Annotated in this window: 15 protein-coding genes; 3 read left to right on the top strand and 12 right to left on the bottom strand. The window is 69.2% G+C overall.

Features of this window, described 5'->3' with window-relative positions:
* The first annotated feature begins 196 nt into the window (after nt 1-196).
* Nucleotides 197-979 carry a DeoR/GlpR family DNA-binding transcription regulator gene (locus ABR737_RS38580; RefSeq protein WP_350255814.1) on the top strand — a complete coding sequence of 261 codons (783 nt, stop codon included), beginning with the start codon at nt 197-199 and terminating at the stop codon, nt 977-979.
* Nucleotides 980-1,193: 214 nt separating this feature from the next.
* Nucleotides 1,194-1,643, top strand: a complete 450-nt coding sequence (locus ABR737_RS38575; protein ID WP_350255813.1) for an SRPBCC family protein — start codon at nt 1,194-1,196, stop codon at nt 1,641-1,643.
* 283 nt (nt 1,644-1,926) lie between these two features.
* Here ABR737_RS38575 and ABR737_RS38570 read toward each other — a convergent pair whose 3' ends face one another.
* Nucleotides 1,927-2,529 carry a hypothetical protein gene (locus ABR737_RS38570; protein ID WP_350255812.1) on the bottom strand — a complete coding sequence of 201 codons (603 nt, stop codon included), beginning with the start codon at nt 2,527-2,529 and terminating at the stop codon, nt 1,927-1,929.
* Between the two features lie 105 nt (nt 2,530-2,634).
* Between ABR737_RS38570 and ABR737_RS38565 the strand changes: the two genes are divergently transcribed.
* Entirely contained in the window at nt 2,635-4,077 is a 1,443-nt protein-coding gene (locus ABR737_RS38565) for an NF041680 family putative transposase (protein WP_350257089.1), read from the top strand.
* Between the two features lie 24 nt (nt 4,078-4,101).
* Here the strand turns inward: ABR737_RS38565 and ABR737_RS38560 are convergent, their stop codons facing one another.
* From ABR737_RS38560 to ABR737_RS38510, 11 genes are all read right to left on the bottom strand, one after another.
* Nucleotides 4,102-5,292 (bottom strand): IS110 family RNA-guided transposase, encoded by a 1,191-nt coding sequence (locus ABR737_RS38560; RefSeq protein WP_502964441.1) that lies wholly within the window; start codon nt 5,290-5,292, stop codon nt 4,102-4,104.
* A gap of 528 nt (nt 5,293-5,820) precedes the next feature.
* Nucleotides 5,821-6,291 (bottom strand): GNAT family N-acetyltransferase, encoded by a 471-nt coding sequence (locus tag ABR737_RS38555; RefSeq protein ID WP_350255810.1) that lies wholly within the window; start codon nt 6,289-6,291, stop codon nt 5,821-5,823.
* 263 nt (nt 6,292-6,554) lie between these two features.
* Nucleotides 6,555-7,274: a hypothetical protein gene (locus ABR737_RS38550; protein WP_350255809.1), complete on the bottom strand. Its 720-nt coding sequence runs from the start codon at nt 7,272-7,274 to the stop codon at nt 6,555-6,557.
* Nucleotides 7,271-8,419: an NAD(P)/FAD-dependent oxidoreductase gene (locus tag ABR737_RS38545; RefSeq protein ID WP_350255808.1), complete on the bottom strand. Its 1,149-nt coding sequence runs from the start codon at nt 8,417-8,419 to the stop codon at nt 7,271-7,273. Before ABR737_RS38545 ends, ABR737_RS38550 begins: the two co-directional genes overlap by 4 nt.
* Entirely contained in the window at nt 8,416-10,437 is a 2,022-nt protein-coding gene (locus ABR737_RS38540) for a LodA/GoxA family CTQ-dependent oxidase (protein WP_350255807.1), read from the bottom strand. Before ABR737_RS38540 ends, ABR737_RS38545 begins: the two co-directional genes overlap by 4 nt.
* Nucleotides 10,438-10,800: 363 nt before the next feature.
* The gene (locus tag ABR737_RS38535; protein ID WP_350255806.1) at nt 10,801-12,129 is read right to left on the bottom strand and encodes an acyl-CoA dehydrogenase family protein; all 1,329 of its coding nucleotides are present in this window, start codon (nt 12,127-12,129) and stop codon (nt 10,801-10,803) included.
* On the bottom strand, nt 12,126-13,097 hold the full coding sequence (locus tag ABR737_RS38530) for a 3-hydroxyacyl-CoA dehydrogenase NAD-binding domain-containing protein (protein WP_350255805.1): 972 nt from the start codon (nt 13,095-13,097) through the stop codon (nt 12,126-12,128). The genes ABR737_RS38535 and ABR737_RS38530 overlap by 4 nt, the downstream gene beginning before the upstream one ends.
* A 27-nt stretch (nt 13,098-13,124) precedes the next feature.
* Nucleotides 13,125-13,862 (bottom strand): acetoacetate decarboxylase, encoded by a 738-nt coding sequence (locus ABR737_RS38525; RefSeq protein ID WP_350255804.1) that lies wholly within the window; start codon nt 13,860-13,862, stop codon nt 13,125-13,127.
* A gap of 11 nt (nt 13,863-13,873) precedes the next feature.
* On the bottom strand, nt 13,874-14,686 hold the full coding sequence (locus ABR737_RS38520) for a crotonase/enoyl-CoA hydratase family protein (protein ID WP_350255803.1): 813 nt from the start codon (nt 14,684-14,686) through the stop codon (nt 13,874-13,876).
* An 82-nt stretch (nt 14,687-14,768) separates the two neighbouring features.
* The gene (locus tag ABR737_RS38515; protein ID WP_350255802.1) at nt 14,769-15,938 is read right to left on the bottom strand and encodes a CaiB/BaiF CoA transferase family protein; all 1,170 of its coding nucleotides are present in this window, start codon (nt 15,936-15,938) and stop codon (nt 14,769-14,771) included.
* Between the two features lie 146 nt (nt 15,939-16,084).
* Entirely contained in the window at nt 16,085-16,990 is a 906-nt protein-coding gene (locus ABR737_RS38510) for a LysR family transcriptional regulator (protein WP_350257088.1), read from the bottom strand.
* Nucleotides 16,991-16,996 lie beyond the last annotated feature (6 nt).

Here is a 16,996-nt window from a genome sequence, read left to right as displayed (position 1 = left end):
CGTGCGAACATAACGCGGCGAATTCACGCGGCGGAGCGGGTGCGGCAGGGCCGGTGCAGCGGAGCCGGCTCGGCGGAGTCCTGCGCAGCGGAGTCGGCTCGGCGCGGTGGCGGCACCCACCCCGCCGTACGGACTCCGCCGCACGAACCCCTTCCCGCACGGGCCCCGCCGCACGGGAACGAAAGGGAACAGAGCCATGGACCGGGTCGAGGCCCAGGAGGAACGGCGCCGCCGGATGCGGGACGCCGTCATCGCCCGCGGTTTCGTCCGCACCGCGGACCTCGCCGAACAGTTCGACGTCAGCCTGATGACCGCGCACCGCGATCTGGACGCCCTGCAGGCGCAGGGCTGGCTCCGCAAGGTCCGCGGGGGCGCGACGGGGCTGCCGTCGGCACAGTTCCACGGCAGCGTCGCGGAGCGGATGGCCACCATGGCGCAGACCAAGCAGCAGCTGGCGCGGGCCGCCGCCACCCTGCTGGTCCCCGGGCAGTCGGTGCTGCTCGACGACAGCACGACGTGCCTGCTGCTGGCCCACCAGGTCGCCGGGCACACCCCGCTGACGGTGATCACCAACTCCCTGCCCGCCATCACCACCCTCGCCAAGGAGCCCGGCATCTCACTGATCACGCTGGGCGGCGCGTACTTCCCGGCGTACGACGCCTTCATGGGCCCGCACACCGCGGAGGCGGTACGGGCCTTCCGCGCCGATGTGCTGTTCATGTCCACCACGGCCGTCACCAACGGCCGCTGCTACCACACCTCACCGGAGACCGTGCAGGTCAAGCGAGCCATGATGGAAAGCGCCGGCCGCCGCATCCTGGTCGCCGACCACACCAAGTTCACCAAGGGCGGCCTCTACGCCCTGGCCCCCCTGACCGACTTCGACCTCCTGATCGTCGACGACGGACTCCCGCCGGACCAGGTACGGAACATCCGGACGGCCGGCACCGAGGTGCTGGTGGTACCGGCCCGGGGCTGATACGGGTCGTTGAATTCAAGCGGGGTAGAGGTGTCCGCGGACTCAGCGGGTGGGGCCGGCAAGGACGGGGCCACGCCGTGAACTCTGAACCGCCCTGTCCAGCAGCGCGGACGGCGCCCCTGCGCGCGGAGGGGCGCCGCATCCAAACCCTCGGCATCGCCTGCAACGACGGGCCCGCCTCCTTGGCCAAGAGCAGTGCGCCTAGGGTGAGATGGTGCCGATTTTCGAGGTCGTGACAGCCGTTGCCGCACCCCCGGACCAAGTGTTCGCGGTATGCCTGGATGTCCAGGCGCATACCCGCTCGATGTCCTCGTCGTCGGAGCGAGCGGTGGACGGCAGGACCCGGGGCGAGCTGTCGCTCGGTGACACGGTGACCTTCCAGGCTCGGCATTTCGGCCTGACCTGGCGGCTCAAGGCCCGCATCACCGCATACGACCGGCCCCGACGATTCGTGGACGAGCAGGAGTCCGGGCCTTTCAAGCGATGGCATCACGCCCACCACTTCGAGCCGGACGGCGCCGGTGGCACCGTGATGAGAGACGTCATCGACTTCGCCTCGCCCCTGGGGCCTGTCGGTCGCATCGTCGACAGAGTCCTCCTGAGCCGGTACATGCCCCACCTCATCAGAGCCCGCAACGCCCACCTGGCCGGCACCTTCGACTGAGCGGCCGGGCCGGACACGGCAGGGCCGATGCCCCGGGGAGCGTCACCTCGGCCTTGCTCGCTCGTCCGCTCTCCGCCCGGCCGGGCCGGCGCCCGTCCTCGTCGTCCACCACGGCATGGAGGGCCAAACCGTCATACATCCGCTTCACGCACATGTACTCAACTTGTTCTTTATCTTCCACACCCCGTGGCAACGAGTGTTCCCTCTTCTCGCGGGACGGGACCTGTTGAGTTCGCTGCCAGGCGAGGTGTTGTCGCTCGTGGTGAGGATGGAGCGGACTGCATCAACCGGCGTTGTCACTTATCGGCTTCCGTGCTCCGGCAATGCGGGCCAGGTGCTGGTAGAGGGGCGACGCGGTCAGGGCGACGAAGAGCGCGAACAGGGTGAATGGCAGCAGCCCGAGGGGCCGGAGCAGGTAGTCAGGGTGTTGTGAGATCTGCGGCCAGTTGACGTAGTAGTTGGCGGACACGTCCACGGTCATGACCGCGCAAGCCGCAATCACAGCGATGGGCCGGAGTCGTGTCAGCAGAACGGCCACCAGAGGGTCGAGCAGGACCAGGGCGACGAAGTAGACCCGGATGGGAGCCGGTGCAGCAGAGGCATAGCTGTGGTGACCGCCACCTGCCAGGTCCACGAGGTGCATGGCGGTCCCCCAGAGGAAACAGATGACGTACACCGTCACGACGAACAGCACCCGTCGCGACAGGTGACTCGGTCGCCCTTCCCCTTGGGCAAGCGGACCTGTCGATGCCTGCTGCTTCATGCTGCCCCCGGTTGGTTGGCGGCACCCTACGTCACCTGCCTCAGCGCCTTTCGGGTAATCCTGCCAGCTCGTCATGTCCACCACACATCGGATGAGGCGGGCCATTTCGGCCTCGAACGGCATCTCGAACTGAGTCGCTCACCTGGGGATTCACCGGACGTGGAGGCGGCCTTCGTCTGATCATGTGCTCCGACCAAGGTGCACGTGACCAAGACGAAGGCCGTGAGGGTGAGTCTGCTGCCAGATGCTGTCCGGAGGGAAGCGTTGGCGGAGGCGTCACGCTTCCGGGGTGAGTTCTACGAGTGTCTGACCGCACGGCGCGATGAACTGTTCGAGCTGTCCGACGCGGTGTTGTGCGCAGACGGGGCGGTGAAGTCCCCGGTGGACTTGACGCTGTTGCCCGAGCATCGGCGTGGGCACGGAGCGATGTACGGCGGCTTGAACCATGGCCGGATCAACATGGACCGGCTGCGGACCGTGCTGGCAGGGCTGTCGCTGCCTCGGTTCGATGGCGGGCGGCTGGTGCTGGCGGTCGATGTGTCGCCGTGGCTTCGTTCAGACGCGCCGTGCTCGGCGGAGCGGCTGTTCTGCCACGTCTACGGTCGCGCGAAATCGGCCTCGCAGTTCATTCCGGGGTGGCCCTACTCCTTCGTCGCCGTGCTGGAGCCGGGCGCCACCTCCTGGACCGCGATCCTGGACGCCGTGCGGCTCGGACCGGTGGACGACGCGACCGCTGTCACCGCCGTCCAGCTCCGAGGAGTCGTCGAGCGGCTCATCACCGCGGGCCAGTGGCAGGCCGGGGACCCGGACATCGTGATCGTCAGCGATGCCGGCTACGACGTCACCCGCCTGGCCTGGGTCCTGCGCGATCTGCCCGTCGAGCTGGTCGGCCGAGTCCGCTCCGACCGCGTCATGCGACTGCCGAAGCCACCGCGGACGCACGGCGTCAACGGCCGGCCGCCCAAGCACGGTCCGGAGTTCCGCTTCGCCAAGCCGGAGACCTGGCCCGATCCCGCGATCACCACGGCCACCGACACCAGCAACTACGGCAAGGCCGAAACCCAGGCATGGGACCGGGTCCACCCCCGGCTCACCCACCGCTCGGCATGGCTGGACCACGAGGGTGAACTCCCCTTGGTGGAAGGCACGTTGATCCGCCTGAAAGTCGAGCACCTGTCGAAGGAACGGGATGCTCCGCCGGTGTGGTTGTGGTCTTCGAAGACCCGCGCCGCCTCCAACGATGTGGACCGTTGCTGGCAGGCGTTTCTGCGCCGCTTCGATCTGGAGCACACTTTCCGCTTCACGAAACAGACCCTCGGCTGGACCACCCCGAAACTTCGCACGCCCGAGGCCGCGGACCGCTGGACCTGGCTCTTGGTCGTCGCCCACACCCAGCTCCGGCTCGCCAGGCCCCTCGCCGAGGACCTCCGCCGCCCGTGGGAGAAACCCGCCACCTTCAACCGGCTCACCCCGGCCCGGGTCCGCCGGGGGTTCAGGAACATCCGCGCTCACCTCGCCTGCCCGACCCGTGTTCCCAAACCCACAGGCACTGGCCCCGGACGTCCACCCGGCGCCAAGAACAAGCACCGGGCACCTCGCTACGACGTCGGCAAAACCGTCAAACGCCCCGAGACCCTCAAGGCCATCGGCAGACCTGGAAGATCTTGGTAGATAAAGAACTTCCCAATGACGATGTCAAGCGGCTGCCGTGACGGTTGGTAGTACCTCATAACACGCTCCGTCGCGGATCATGGCCCACAAGACGTTGGCTCGTCGACGGGCCAGAGCGAGCAAGGCCTGTTTGTGCCCCTTCCCCTCGTTCCGCTTACGTCCGTAGTAGGCCTGCGAGGCGGTGCAGGTTCTCAGGCTGGCCATGGCGGAAAGGTAGAAGGCTCGGAGTAGGCCGCGGTGATAGCGGCGCGGACGGCGCATGTTCCCGCTGACGCGGCCGGAGTCCCGTGGCACGGGTGATAGGCCGGCGAAGGAGGCCAGGCGGTCGGCCGTGCCAAAAGCGTCCATGTCTCCGCCGGTGGCGGCGATGAACTCGGCGCCGAGAAGGGCGCCCATGCCGGGCAGACTGCGGATTACGGCGGCGTGACGGTGCTCGTGGAAGCGGGCCTCGATGAGCGCGTCGAGTTCGGCGATCTCCTCATCAATGACCAATACACCTTTGGCGATCCGGGCCACCATGGCGGCCGCGAGCGTCTCACCGGGAAGCGCGGTGTGCTGGCACTTGGCCGCCTCAACGATGGTTTCGGCGAGCGTTGCAGCGTTCTTCACCTTGCGGTTCTTCAGCCAGGTTCCGATCCGCTTGGTTCCGCTGCGGCGTATCGATGCCGGCACCTGGTAACCGGTCAGCAGGACGACCGGGCCCTTCTTGCTCAGATTCAGTGCACGCTCCAAAGCCGGGAAAAACTCCAGCAGTTGGGCACGCAGTCGGTTGGTCTGGCGGGTCCGATCGTTGACCAGATCCAGGCGTCGAGCTGTCAGAGTACGCAGGTCAACGGCTATCTCATCGCCAGGGCGAAGGAAGCCGAGGTCTTGGCGCATGCGGGCCTGGTCGGCGATGACGAAGGCGTCCTTCTCGTCCGTCTTGCCCTGGCCGCGGTAGGCGGTCGAGGCCTGATGCACGGCCAAGCCGGTGATGTAAACCATCGGCTGATCGTGGCTGAGCAGGAGGCCGATGAGCAGAGCGGCACCACCGTGGTTGATGTCCACCGCCCACAAGGTGTCCTCGGACAGTGCGAGGACGTCTGAGATCAGCTCCAGCAGGGCCGACTCATCGTTGAGGACGCGGCGAGAGAGGAGGCGGTCTCCTCGCTCATCGAGCACCACACAGTGGTGGTGTTCCTTGCCGATGTCCACTCCGGCCCAGATCTGGGGCACGGTCACCTCCGCCAGCTCGTCGCTACAGATCGATCCCGCAGACGACCTCGCCGACGTTGTCCTACACAGCGATCAAGTCGCGTATCCCAATTAGCGGTCGAGTCGTCGCGGGGCTCCGGGCGGCCAAGTTCTTTGAGCCATCCAACGGCGACAAGCTCACAGCCATACCCAGAACCCCCGGGCCCGACGATCTTACGAATGACCGCCTCAGACCCACGCTTGGAAGGTAGGACAAGCTCAACGCCCGCAAAGAGAATATCGATACGCGTACCGCATTCTTCGCGAGAACTCCTCGGCAACAGCCGCCGATGACTGACGGTGTATTGCCAAACTTTGAAGCGTCGGTCTGATGCACAGACCTTGGCCACGCGACGAACCTCTCCGGTGAGAATGCTGCGCATCCGCTGCTTGGCTGCGTCGCTCTTCGTGGGCCTTTTCCGATCCCTTCAAATCCAGTTCATGCCCGGCATCGCCCGCCTGCACCACCGCGCCTCGGCCGGGTGAGCAGCCTGCGCGGACACGCTTTCCTCAGCTCAACGTCAAGTGCACGAGATCGATCTCCTCACCGCGAGCCCTCGCGAAGCAACGACTGCGGCCCGTGGCGACGAAGCCGCACCTTTCCAGTACGCGGAGGGAGCCGGTGTTGTCGGCAGCGGCCTCGGCGTGCAGAGGACGGGCGCTCTCCAGCTCGATCAGTTCAGCGAGCGCCCGGGAAGCGATGCCTCGCCCCCAGTGAGACCGTCCGACGACATAGGTCACCTCGCGCTCGGACGGCGAACCGAATACCGCGGCATGCCCAGCCACGACGCCGTCGGCGAGAACGGTCCGCAAGAGCACTGCCGGATCGGACCGCACCTTGGCCCAGTGCCGGTCAAAGTGACCGCGGTCGTAGTGGTACTTCCTGGTCAGAGCCGCCATCTGGTGCAGTTCGGGGTCCGTCAACTGCTCCCAGAAGACCGGCAGGTCGCTGTCCTGAAGTTCGCGCAGGGATATGTCCATGGGGGTGGTGTCAGCCTCCGCAAGATCATCGCCGAAGTGGTCAGCTCAGAGCCTAAGGGCTGCCGGCGGCCGATCAGCCTGCTGACCGGCACACTCCACGAGCCTGGCCGAATCGCTACGCCGGTCTGCAACTCCCCTTTTCAGCAAGGCTCTCCCGGGAACTGGACCCGAAAGCCCCCGCCCATCCCGGACGGCCCGAGTCGCGACGGTGTCGCGGCCCGGGCCGGGGGAGACGAGGACGAACGAAGGTGTGCTGTGGCAGGTCAGTTGTTGAGGCTGGTGTGGTTCCACCAGCTCTGGCGGCCGACGGTGAAGTCGACCGTCGGGCCGGTTGCGTCGATCTTGCCCTGGTACTGCTGGCCCTTCTTCAGCGGGCTCTCGATCAGCTTGTCGTGAGCGTCCTGGATCGAGTCGATGACGAGGGTCGGGACCTTCTTGAGCATCGCCTGGTCGATCGGCGAAGCGGTGCTGATGGTCATGGCCTCGTCCCAGTTCGGGCGTTCCGCGAGCTGGTGGGCGAGGTGGATCTCGTCGCCTTCGCCGAAGATCAGGTAGGTGAGGTATTCGGGGTAGGGCAGCTGCCCGAGCTTGCGGAAGGAGAGGACGTCTTCCCTCTTGCACTCCACCGGGGTCTCGGTGGTCGTCATCTGCTGGAAGTCGCGGCTGCCGTCCGGCTTCACGATGACCCGCTCCAGGTGGACGCGGAACTCCTTGCCCTGCTGCAGCTCCGGGAGCTCGAAGTGGTGCGGACAGCGCAGGGAGTAGAAGACCCGCTCGTTCTCGTGCTGCGCCAGATCCTTCAGGTACATCTCCCGCAGCTCACCGCTGTCCTTGATGGTGAAGGTGAACACCGCCTGGTAGTTGTGGCCGGACTGGGGGTTGTACAGCGCCAGGTGGTAGAAGAACAGCTTCTTCTTGCCCAGCAGCAGGAAGCGGTGGATGTGCTCGTGTCCGTCATGGTCGGGTCCGGGTGTGGTGTTCATGCTGAGGTTTCACCTTTCGTCGGGTGGGGGTTCGGTCGGGTGTGCCGCTGCCGCCGGGCCCAGAAGGGGTGGTCGGTCCAGCGGGTTTCCTGTGCGTGCACGGCCTGGTGGCCGTGTTGGTAGGCGGCGCGGGCCGTGGCGACCTTCGCCGCGTAGTCGGGCAGCGCCGCCCGGTCGCCGTGCAGCCGGGCGTGGACCGCCTGGCCCGCGCTCAGTCCGGTGTAGAGGGCGGTGAGGATGCCCTGGGAGCTGAGCGGGTCGAAGGCGGCCGCCGCGTCTCCGGCGGCCGTCCAGCCGTCGCCGTGCACCCGATCCAGATGTGCGCTGTGCGCGGGGGCGCGGCGGGGCGGCTGCAGGACGGTGAGGCCGTGCGGGCGGGCCCGGCGGGAGATGTGCCGGGTGGCCAGCAGGCGGTCGTGGAACCGCTCGGCGCCGCGCGCGGCGGCGGCGGGCAGGTCGGGGTCGGTGAAGTAGGCGACCAGCCGGTGCCGGGAGGGCAGCAGGGCGGTGTACCACCAGCCGTCCTGGTCGGACTCGACCAGCGAACGGCCGTCGGTGGTGGCCTGCGGGGCCGGTTCGAGGGTGAGGTGGAAGGCGGTGAGCCGGTCCCCGGTGCGCCGCCGGGCACCGGAGCGGACGGCGATCGCGGCGCCCCGTCCGGTGGCGTCCACCACCCAGCGGCAGCGGACCGTCCGCTCCCGGCCGCCTGCGCGGTCGCGCAGGGCGAGCCGCCAGGTGCCGTCCGGCTGCCGGGAGGGGCACCGTACGCCGGTGTGCTCGGCGACCTCGGTACCCCCCGCGCGGGCGGCATCGCGCAGCCGCCGGTCGAAGAGCGGCCGGTCGAGGTGCCAGCCGTGGCCGTACGGGTCGTCGATGGAGTCCACGGCGTGCAGTTCGGCCGAGCCCCAGGCGGACAGGTTGCCGTGGCAGGGCAGATGGCCGCTGCCGAGGACCGGCTCCTCGATGCCGAGGTCGGCCAGGAGCAGCCGCCCGACGGACACCAACGCCTCGCCGGCCTTGGGCGGGCCGGTGCCCGCGTCGGCCAGCAGGACGCTGCGCCCGGCCTGTACGAGGGCGAGCGCGGCGGCGCAGCCGGCCGGGCCACCGCCGGCGACCACCACGTCATAGCCCGGTACGGGGCTCACCGGGCGCCGTGGAAGGGGTCGAGCTTCTCCAGGTACCCGGCGGCGATCGCCTCCTCGTCCCGGCCGGTCGCCTCCTTGACCTCCTGGACCGCCTGGTCCACGAGCATGGACTCGACGGTCTCGGCCGGGATCTCCCCGGTCCAGGCATCGGCCGCGCCGGCCCGCTGGGGCACGCCGGCCTCGGGGACCTGGATGTTGATCAGGTTGGCGTGATCGGCGGCCGGCGGATAGCCGGGCTCGGACTCCACCTGGAGGTACCGGGGGAACTTCGCGTCGCCCACGGTGTATTCGTGCGGCTCGACGATGCCGAACTTGAACCAGTCGTCGATCATCTGCCGGCGCTGAATATTGAAGTTGGTGCCCTTCAGGCCGCGCAGCCACACCGCGCGGTTCTCGAAGGCCTTCTCCCTGGCGCTGTCGTCGGAGCCGGTCGGCGGGGTGTTGACGATGGCGAAGTCCGACTGCTTGAGCACATGGTTGGGCATCTGGGCGGGCCAGAAGGTGGGCAGATAGGGGCTGTAGCGGGGGCCGAGACCCGACTGCACCTGGTAGCCGGAGCGGCAGCTGGCCGTGTCGCACTGCCAGGGGGCGGCCATCCAGCGGGTGAGGTCGCCCGGCCCCTGCGCGAAGAGCGGGCCGTTCTTGCCCAGGGCGTCCTGGAGTGTGAGCACATCGCCGTAGTCGCGTTCCGGGTTCTCCGGGCCGCGGTGCAGGATACGGAACGGCTCGGAGTACAGGGTCTTGTGCCGCATCGGCCAGGTGACCTCGCAGCCGGGGTGGAACGCGTCGGCGGCACAGTTCTCCAGCGCGGCCCGGTCCAGCAGCTGCGGCTGGTCGGCGGGCGGCGCCTGGTCCACGTCCGGGAAGCCGGTGCGGGGCGGGCCGGTGGTGAAGCGGCCGTCGGCCCACAGGGCCAGCATCCGGTCCTGGGCGGCGGAGAGCGTGATGTGCTGCCGGACGGAGGTGGGCTTGCCGCCGGACATGGCATCGCCGTAGAGCCAGGGCCAGGGCAGCGGGGACGTGCCGTCCCGGTCGTAGTCGCGCATGTGGACGTAGACCTGGCCGCGGAGTTCCCGGCTGGCCTCGCCCGGGTCGGCGAGCCGCTTGCGCATGGCCGGGTCGAGGAAGTGGTTCGGGCCGTCCCAGCCGAACTGGGTGGCGAAGCCGTGGTTGACCCACTGCAGATCGCAGAACCGTCGCAGGATCGGTTCGATGTGGTCGGGAAAGGACACCTGCTGTTCGGCGGGGAGGGTGTGCTCGGTGACGAACACGTCGTGGAGCACGTCGTAGAGGGTGCGGACGGTCTTCACGCCGGGCGCGTAGTGCGGCGGGGCGACCACGGCCCACGCCGGGGTCGCACTCTTCGTGACGCCCCCGATGGTGATCTCCGCCGTCACCGGGCCGTCGGAGACGTCGTCGTACCAGGTGTCGTTGTTGGCGACGCCCGAGATCGGCTTTTCGGGGGTGGCGTAGGAGGCCGACGTGCCGGCACCGCCGACGACCAGCAGGCGTCCGTCGGTCTGGGTGGCGATCGAGCCCAGGGCGACCGCCCTGGTCATGATCTTTCCGGCGAAGGTGGCGGTCTCGTGCCGGGAGGCGCGGATGGTCTGGCGGCCGGGGTCGATCACGAGCTTCTTGCGCTCCGCTCCCCGGACGTCGGCGTTGCGCCGGGTCCGCTGGCTGTCCGGCAGTCCGGTGGCCTCGGGGATGTCGAGCGGGATGTGGAACTGGTACCAAGCGGCCTTCTTGTTGGCCAGGTGCACCGACCACGTGATCTCGGTGACGTCCTCGTCGTCCAGCGTCAGCTCCCGGACGATCTCGCCCGCCTGGTTGTAGCCGTAGATCCGGAAGCGGGCGGCCTGCCGGACGATCTTTCCCGAGCTGTCCTTGTAGGAGCCGGGCGGCAGTGGGGGCTGGTCCGGTGACTCCGGGCCGATGAAGGGCTGCTTGTCGCTGTTGCCGACCCGGGCGATGCCTATGGCGGGGTGGATCTTCACCTGTGCGATCCGTGTGTCCATCGAGGAGCCTTTCGCTGGGCGGGCGTGGATGGTCCCCAAGGCCTCAAACGTAGGATCGCCGTCGTTCGTGCTGTGCCGTCGAGGCGTCACAATGGGTGCACGGATTCACCCTTTCGAGAGGCCGGCACGCCGAGCCGCTTCCGGCTTGCTCACGGACCGTGACACCGGCCGCCGGGTGGGCCGGAAGGGCACACCCCGCCGAACGGCGCACCCGGCCGAAAGCCGCGCCCGGTGGTACCGGAGCACCGGGCGCGGCGGGGGGCGCCGCCCGCCGCCGAGTGGCGCGGCAGGGGCCGGGACGGTCGGGGCCGTCGGGGACGGTCAGGGGCAGTCAGCGATGGCCAAAGAACGGTCAGAGAACGGTCAGACGAAGGCGCTCTCGCCCGTGATGGCCTTGCCCACGATGAGGGTGTTCATCTCGCGGGTGCCCTCGAAGGAGTAAATGGCCTCGGCGTCGGCGAAGAAGCGGGCCACGTCGTAGTCCAGGACGATGCCGTTGCCGCCGAATATCTCCCTGCTCCAGGCGACGACTTCCCGCATCCGGGCGGTGACGAAGGCCTTGGCCAGCGAGGAGTGTTCGTCGCGGAAGATGCCGGCGTCCTGGAGGCGGGCCAGCTGGACGAGCATCCCCCAGCAGGCCGTGATGTTGCCGAGGCTCTTGACGAGGAGGTCCTGTACCAGCTGGAAGCGGGCGATCGGGCGCCCGAACTGCCGGCGCTCCTTGGCGTAGGCGAGCGCGAGCTCGTAGGCGCCGATCATCACGCCGAGGGCCTGCCAGGCGACGCCGCTGCGGGTAGCGCGCAGGATCTCCGCGACATCGCGGAAGGAGTCGACCCGCTGGAGGCGGTTGGCCTCCGGAACCCGGACGTCGGTCAGGGTGATGTCCGCGTTCTCGACGATCCGGAAGGCGGTCTTGTTCTCGATCTTGGTGGCCGAGAAGCCGGGGGTGCCCCGCTCCACCACGAAGCCCTTGACCTTGTTGTCGGCCTCGTCGCGGGCCCAGACGATGACCAGGTCGGCGAAGGTTCCGTTACCGATCCAGCGCTTGGCGCCGTTGAGGATCCAGTGGTCGCCGGCCCTGCGGGCGGTGGTGCGCATCCCGCCCGCCACATCGGAGCCGCCGAGGGGTTCGGTCATGGCGAAGGCACCGATCTTGTCCAGGGCGGCCATCGCCGGCAGCCAGCGGTCGCGCTGCTCCTGGTCGCCGCCGCGGTAGATGCTGTACATGGCCAGTCCGTTGTGGACGCCGAAGAAGGTCGCGGACGAGGCGTCGGTGCGGGTGTACTCCATCGCGAGCATGCCGACCAGCAGATTGCTCCCGGCGGGCAGCGGGTCGCCGTACCCCTCGTACGGGACACCGGCGAGGCCCAGCCCGCGGAACCTGTCGATCAGTTCGCGGGGGAACTCCCCCTTGGCCCAGGCATCGTTGACCAGCGGCTTCACCTCGGTCTGCAGGAAGTCGCGGGCGTGGAGGAGCAGTTTGCGCTCGTCGTCGGGCAGCAGGTCCTCGTAGCCGTAGAAGTCGGCGGTGAGGCCGTCGGTCAAGACGGTCTGGGGGTGGCCGTCGGCCAGAGCGGTCTCGGGGCGCGTGGCGGTCGGCGTGGTCTCGGCGGCGGCGGTGGCGGTCTCGGCGGCGGTGGCGCCGGCGTCGTCGGTGGTGGCGGCGGCGTCGGTGGCGTCGGTGGCGGTCATGACCGGGTCTCCTCGTTCTGCTCGTGGGCGGTGGCGTTCTCCAGGGCGCCGAGGACCGCGAGCTGCTTGCGGTCGCGCTCCTGGCTGAGGTCGCGGTACGAGCGGGAGCCGTACGCGTCCTCCACGGCCCTGATGAGCCGTTCGGTCTGTTCGGGGCCGGCCTCGGGGCGGCCGAGGGAGTCCCACATCCGCTGCATCGACGGGCCGATGTGCTCGGCCATGTGCCGGTAGCCGCCGGGGCCGCCACCCAGGTGGGCACCGAGGAAGGGACCCACCGTCGACCAGCGCAGCCCCAGCGAGTTCACCATGATCGCGTCGAGCTCGGCCGGGCCGACCACGCCCTGTTCCACCAGGTGGATCGCCTCGCGGCTGAGGGCGTTCTGCAGGCGGTTGCCGACGAAGCCGGGGATCTCCTTGCGCTCGACCACCGGGACCCGGCCGACCGAGCGGTAGAACTCCACCGCCCTGGTGACGGAGTCCTCGCGGGTGCGCCGTCCGGGCACCACCTCCACCAGCGGTACGAGGTGCGGCGGGTTGAACGGATGGCCGATCAGGATGCGCCCGGCGTCGTCGAGCCCGTCGGTGAACGCGGTGGAGGGAATGGCGGAGGACGAGCTCAGCAGGAGGGCATGGGACGGGGCTTCACGGACCAGTTGCGCGAAGAGCTCACGCTTGAAGGCGGTGTTCTCCGGGCCGTTCTCCTGGACCACATCGGCGTGCCGGACCGCCTCGGTGACCTCGCCGGCCAGGTGGACGCGGCCGGCCAGGCCGTCGGTGTCCAGGCCCTGCCGGGCCAGTTGCGGGGCCGCCTCGGCCAGCGCCGCGTCGACGGCCTCGGCGAGGTCGGGGCGCGGGTCGGTGACCCGCACCTGCAGTCCGTGCCCGGCGAACAAGGCAGCCCACGAGAGGCCGATGGTTCCGGCGCCGATCACGGCCACGGTGCGCACGGTGGGGTGGGTGGTACTCATGACAGCTGCTTCTTTCCGTGCGCGGCGTCAGCGCGCGAGGTAGTCGTGCACCGGCTCGACCGGTGCCAGGGTGAGGTCGGTGAGGAGGTGGCTCGCCGAGACGATCTCGCAGACCGGAAGATCGGCCAGCGGTGCCAGCGCATGCGCCTGCAGCTGCAGCCGGGCGGGGCCGGTCCAGGCGCCCTTGACCACCACGTCGCTGATCTCGGTGCGGACCAACTGGGCCACCTGCGGCGCTCCGTCGTAGCCCGGGACCAGCTTGAGCATGAAGGTGGGCACGGTGATCTGTGCGGCCGCTTCGCCGGGGTCCAGCTCGTGGTGCTTGTAGCCCATGGTGGCGGTCGCCACCCGGACCGTGCCGTAGTCGAGGACGCCGACGAGCGCGCCGTGGTCCACGTAGAGGGCGGGCGATCCAATGGTCTTCGGGTAGGCGCTCGCCTCGCGCCCGGAGGCCGTGGCCGCGAAGTTGTCGAGGTACATGGCGTGCAGGTACTCGCCGCGTTCGCCGTCGAGGCGCACCGGGATCGCCTGGCCGGATTCGGTGTACGGCCCGTATCCGGTGACATCGCCCATCCGCATCACCTCGAAGCGGACCAGCGGCTCGTCGATCTCCAGCGGCTCGGGTACCACCGCGCGCAGGGCGTCGTAGTCCGTGCGGTAGACGATGTTGAAGTACTCGCGGTGGGTGAAGCGGGGGATGACGGGCGGATAGGCCGGATTGAGCAGGGGGGTGGCATGGTGCCGGAGAACGTCGCTCTGCTTCATGGGTGCTCCTCCTACTTTCCCTGCCATACGGGGGCACGGCGCTCGGCGAAGGCCGTCATGCCTTCCCGTACGTCGGCCGATGCGGCGAGCGCGGCCATCTCGTCGCGCTGGGCGGCGAAGGCGGCCGGCTCGGGCCTGCCGTCGGCGGCGTGGGCGATCTTCTTCACGGCGGCGAGGGCGAGGGGCGCGTTCGCCGCGAGCTGCGCGGCCAACTCCAGTGCGGTGGCAACCGTTTCACCGGCCGGTACCACCCGGTTGGCGATACCGAGCAGCCCGGCCCGCCCGCCGGAGACCGGCTCTCCGGTCAGCAGCAGTTCCATGGCCAGGTGGTAGGGGATCCGCTTCGGCAGCCGGATCGCCCCGCCGCCCGCCGCGATGAGGCCGCGCTTGACCTCCGGCAGGCCGAACTGGGCATCCTCGGCGGCGACGATGAGGTCGCAGGCCAGGGCGAGTTCGAAGCCGCCGCCCATGGCCCAGCCCTCGACGGCGGCGATCAGCGGCTTGGTCGTCACGGTCTCGGTGAGTCCGCCGAAGCCACGGCCGGGGATCTCGGGCGATTCACCGGCCAGCGCGGCCTTGAGGTCCATACCGGCACTGAAGGTGCCGCCCGCGCCGGTGAGGACACCGGCCCGCAGTGTGGGGTCGGCCTCCAACTCGTCGATTGCGTGGGCAAGTTGGAGGGCGACGTTGGCGTTGACCGCGTTACGGGCGCGGGGCCGGTCGAGGGTGATGAGGAGGGAGGTGCCGATCCTCTCGGTGCGGACTTCGGGAGCGGGGTCCGCGGGACGGTCGTGGGCAGGAGTGGTGTCCGGTGTGCTGGGCATGGCCCGGGTCCTTCGGTGGTCGTCGGGTGTGGCGCGGGAAGGGTGCGGCGTGCGGCGTGCGGCGTGACGTGTCGACGTACCGTCAGCGCCGGTGCGCGGCGAGCTCGTCGAAGACCTCGTCGGTGTGCTGGCCGGGCAGCGGGGCGAGCCGCCGGACCGAGCCCGGCGTGGCGGAGTAGCGCACGGGGATGCCGACCGAACGGATCGGGCCCTCGCTCGGGTGCTCGACCAGGTCGAGGAGGTGACCGTCACGGACGTACGGATCGTCGGCCGCCCGGTCCAGTTCCAGCACGGGCGCCATCGGGATGCTGTGCTTGGCGCAGATCTCCTCCCACTCCTCGGTGGTCAGGACCGGCGCGCACCCGGCGACCAGTTCCAGCAGCGGGTCGACATCGGCGTCCTCGATGGCCGGGCCCGCCACCCGGGGGTCCTCGGCGAGGTCGGGGCGGCCGGCGGCGGCGAAGAAGTCGCGGTAGTTCTGCGGGGAGTACGGCACGATGCAGGCGAGCCCGTCGGCCGTGGGCACGGCCCGGTGGCCGCGCTTCATCGACAGCGAGAAGCCGGTGGAGCCTTCGGCCGGCTCGTAGACGTGGCCGGACAGGTGCTCGACGAGGTTGAAGGCGAGGAGGGTGTCCGTCATGGGGACTTCGACGTGCTGGCCGCGCCCCGTGCGGTCGCGGTGCACCAGCGCGGCGAGCACCGCGTAGACGATGGTCAGCGCGGCGACCTTGTCGCCGATGATCGTCGGAAGGTAGACGGGCCGGCCCAGCGCGCGGTGGGCCACGTCCACCAGCCCGGAGGACGCCTGGACCGTTTCGTCGTACGCGGCGTGACCGGCCCGGTCGGAGTCGCTGCGGAAGCCCTGGGCGTGGGCGTAGACCAGTCCGGGGTGGCGCTCGGCGAGGTCGGCGTAGGTCAGGCCGAGCCGGGCCAGGGCGCCGGGGCGCATATTGGTGATCAGCACGTCGGCCGTGCCGATGAGCGCCACGGCCCGCTCGCGGTCGGCCTCGTCCTTGAGGTTCAGGGAGACGCTGCGCTTGTTGCGGTTGACGTTCAGGTTGAGCGGAGTCATCCCGGGCGTGGTCCGGTACCGGCCCGACCGTACGGTGTCCGACGGCGACTCGATCTTGATGACGTCCGCGCCGAGGTCCCCGAGGATCTGGGCGGCATAGGGCCCCATCACCACCGTGGACAGATCGATCACCCGTACGCCGTCCAGCGGGCCGTTGGCGCTTTCGGTCGTGGCGTCCATTGTCGCTCCTGCGGAAGTAGCTGTACTGCGAATGTTTCCGCTTTCGACGTTAGGCGAGATGCCACAGAATGAGAACGATCAAGAAACGAAGAAGGGTATGACCACAGCGGTCATACCCTTCTCGTCGGATTGCCGGCGCCCGTGGATCAGGCGAAAAGTTCCTCGGCGAAGATGCGCCGAGCCGCGGTGACGAGCTCTTCGAGGTCGCCGCCGACTTCGGCCCGGTCCGTACGGAAGAGCAGGCCGGTGGCCAGTTCGGGCTGGAAGTCCAGCACCGGCAGCACCTTCACATTCTCCAGCCGGTAAAGATGCATCGGGCTTTCCGGAGAAAGCATCGTCATCGAGAACGCAAGGCCGCCGGATACCAGTTCCGAGGTTCCGGCATAATCGGAGCTATTGATGCGAATTCTTTTCTTCAGCCCCGCGGAATTCAGCCGGGCATCGATTTCATCGAAGTACGCGGGCATGGCCTCGGGGGCGGTGGCCACATAGGGGAATTGCTTCAGCTCGTCCAGGGTGACCGACTCCCGGCCCTCGAATCGGTCGGCGGGAACCGCCGCCCCGAGCCGTTCGCGCATGACCTCGATGATGCCGAGCCCGGGGTCCGCGACCGGCAGCCGCGCCAGCGCGAGAGCCAGCCGCCCGTCCCGGACCGCCTCGGCGAGGCTGGTGGAGCGGCCGGGCCAGCGCTTGAGCTCGTAGGTCTCCCCGCAGGCCTCCGCCAGCTCCCGGACCCGGGCACGGAGGCCGGGGTGCACCCCGGAGGGCATCCCGATGAGCAGGGTGGTGCGTTGCGGACGGACCGCCTCACGCAGCCGCCAGGGAATGGAGTTGACGCGGTCGAGCACATCGCGCGCCATCGGCAGCAACGCGGCACCCGCGGGTGTCAGCTCGACGTGATGGGTGGTGCGGTCGAAGAGCGTCTGGTGCAGCTCACGCTCGAGGTCCTTGATCCGCTGACTCAGCGGAGACGCCGCCATGTGCAGCTTGCGTGCCGCCTGGGAGAAATTCAACTCTTCGGCGACCGCCACGAAGTAGCGCAAGTGCAGCATGTCCAC

The organism is Streptomyces sp. Edi2, from assembly GCF_040253635.1.
In the GTDB taxonomy this organism is placed as follows: domain Bacteria; phylum Actinomycetota; class Actinomycetes; order Streptomycetales; family Streptomycetaceae; genus Streptomyces.
This window is presented reverse-complemented; position numbering and strand designations above follow the sequence as displayed.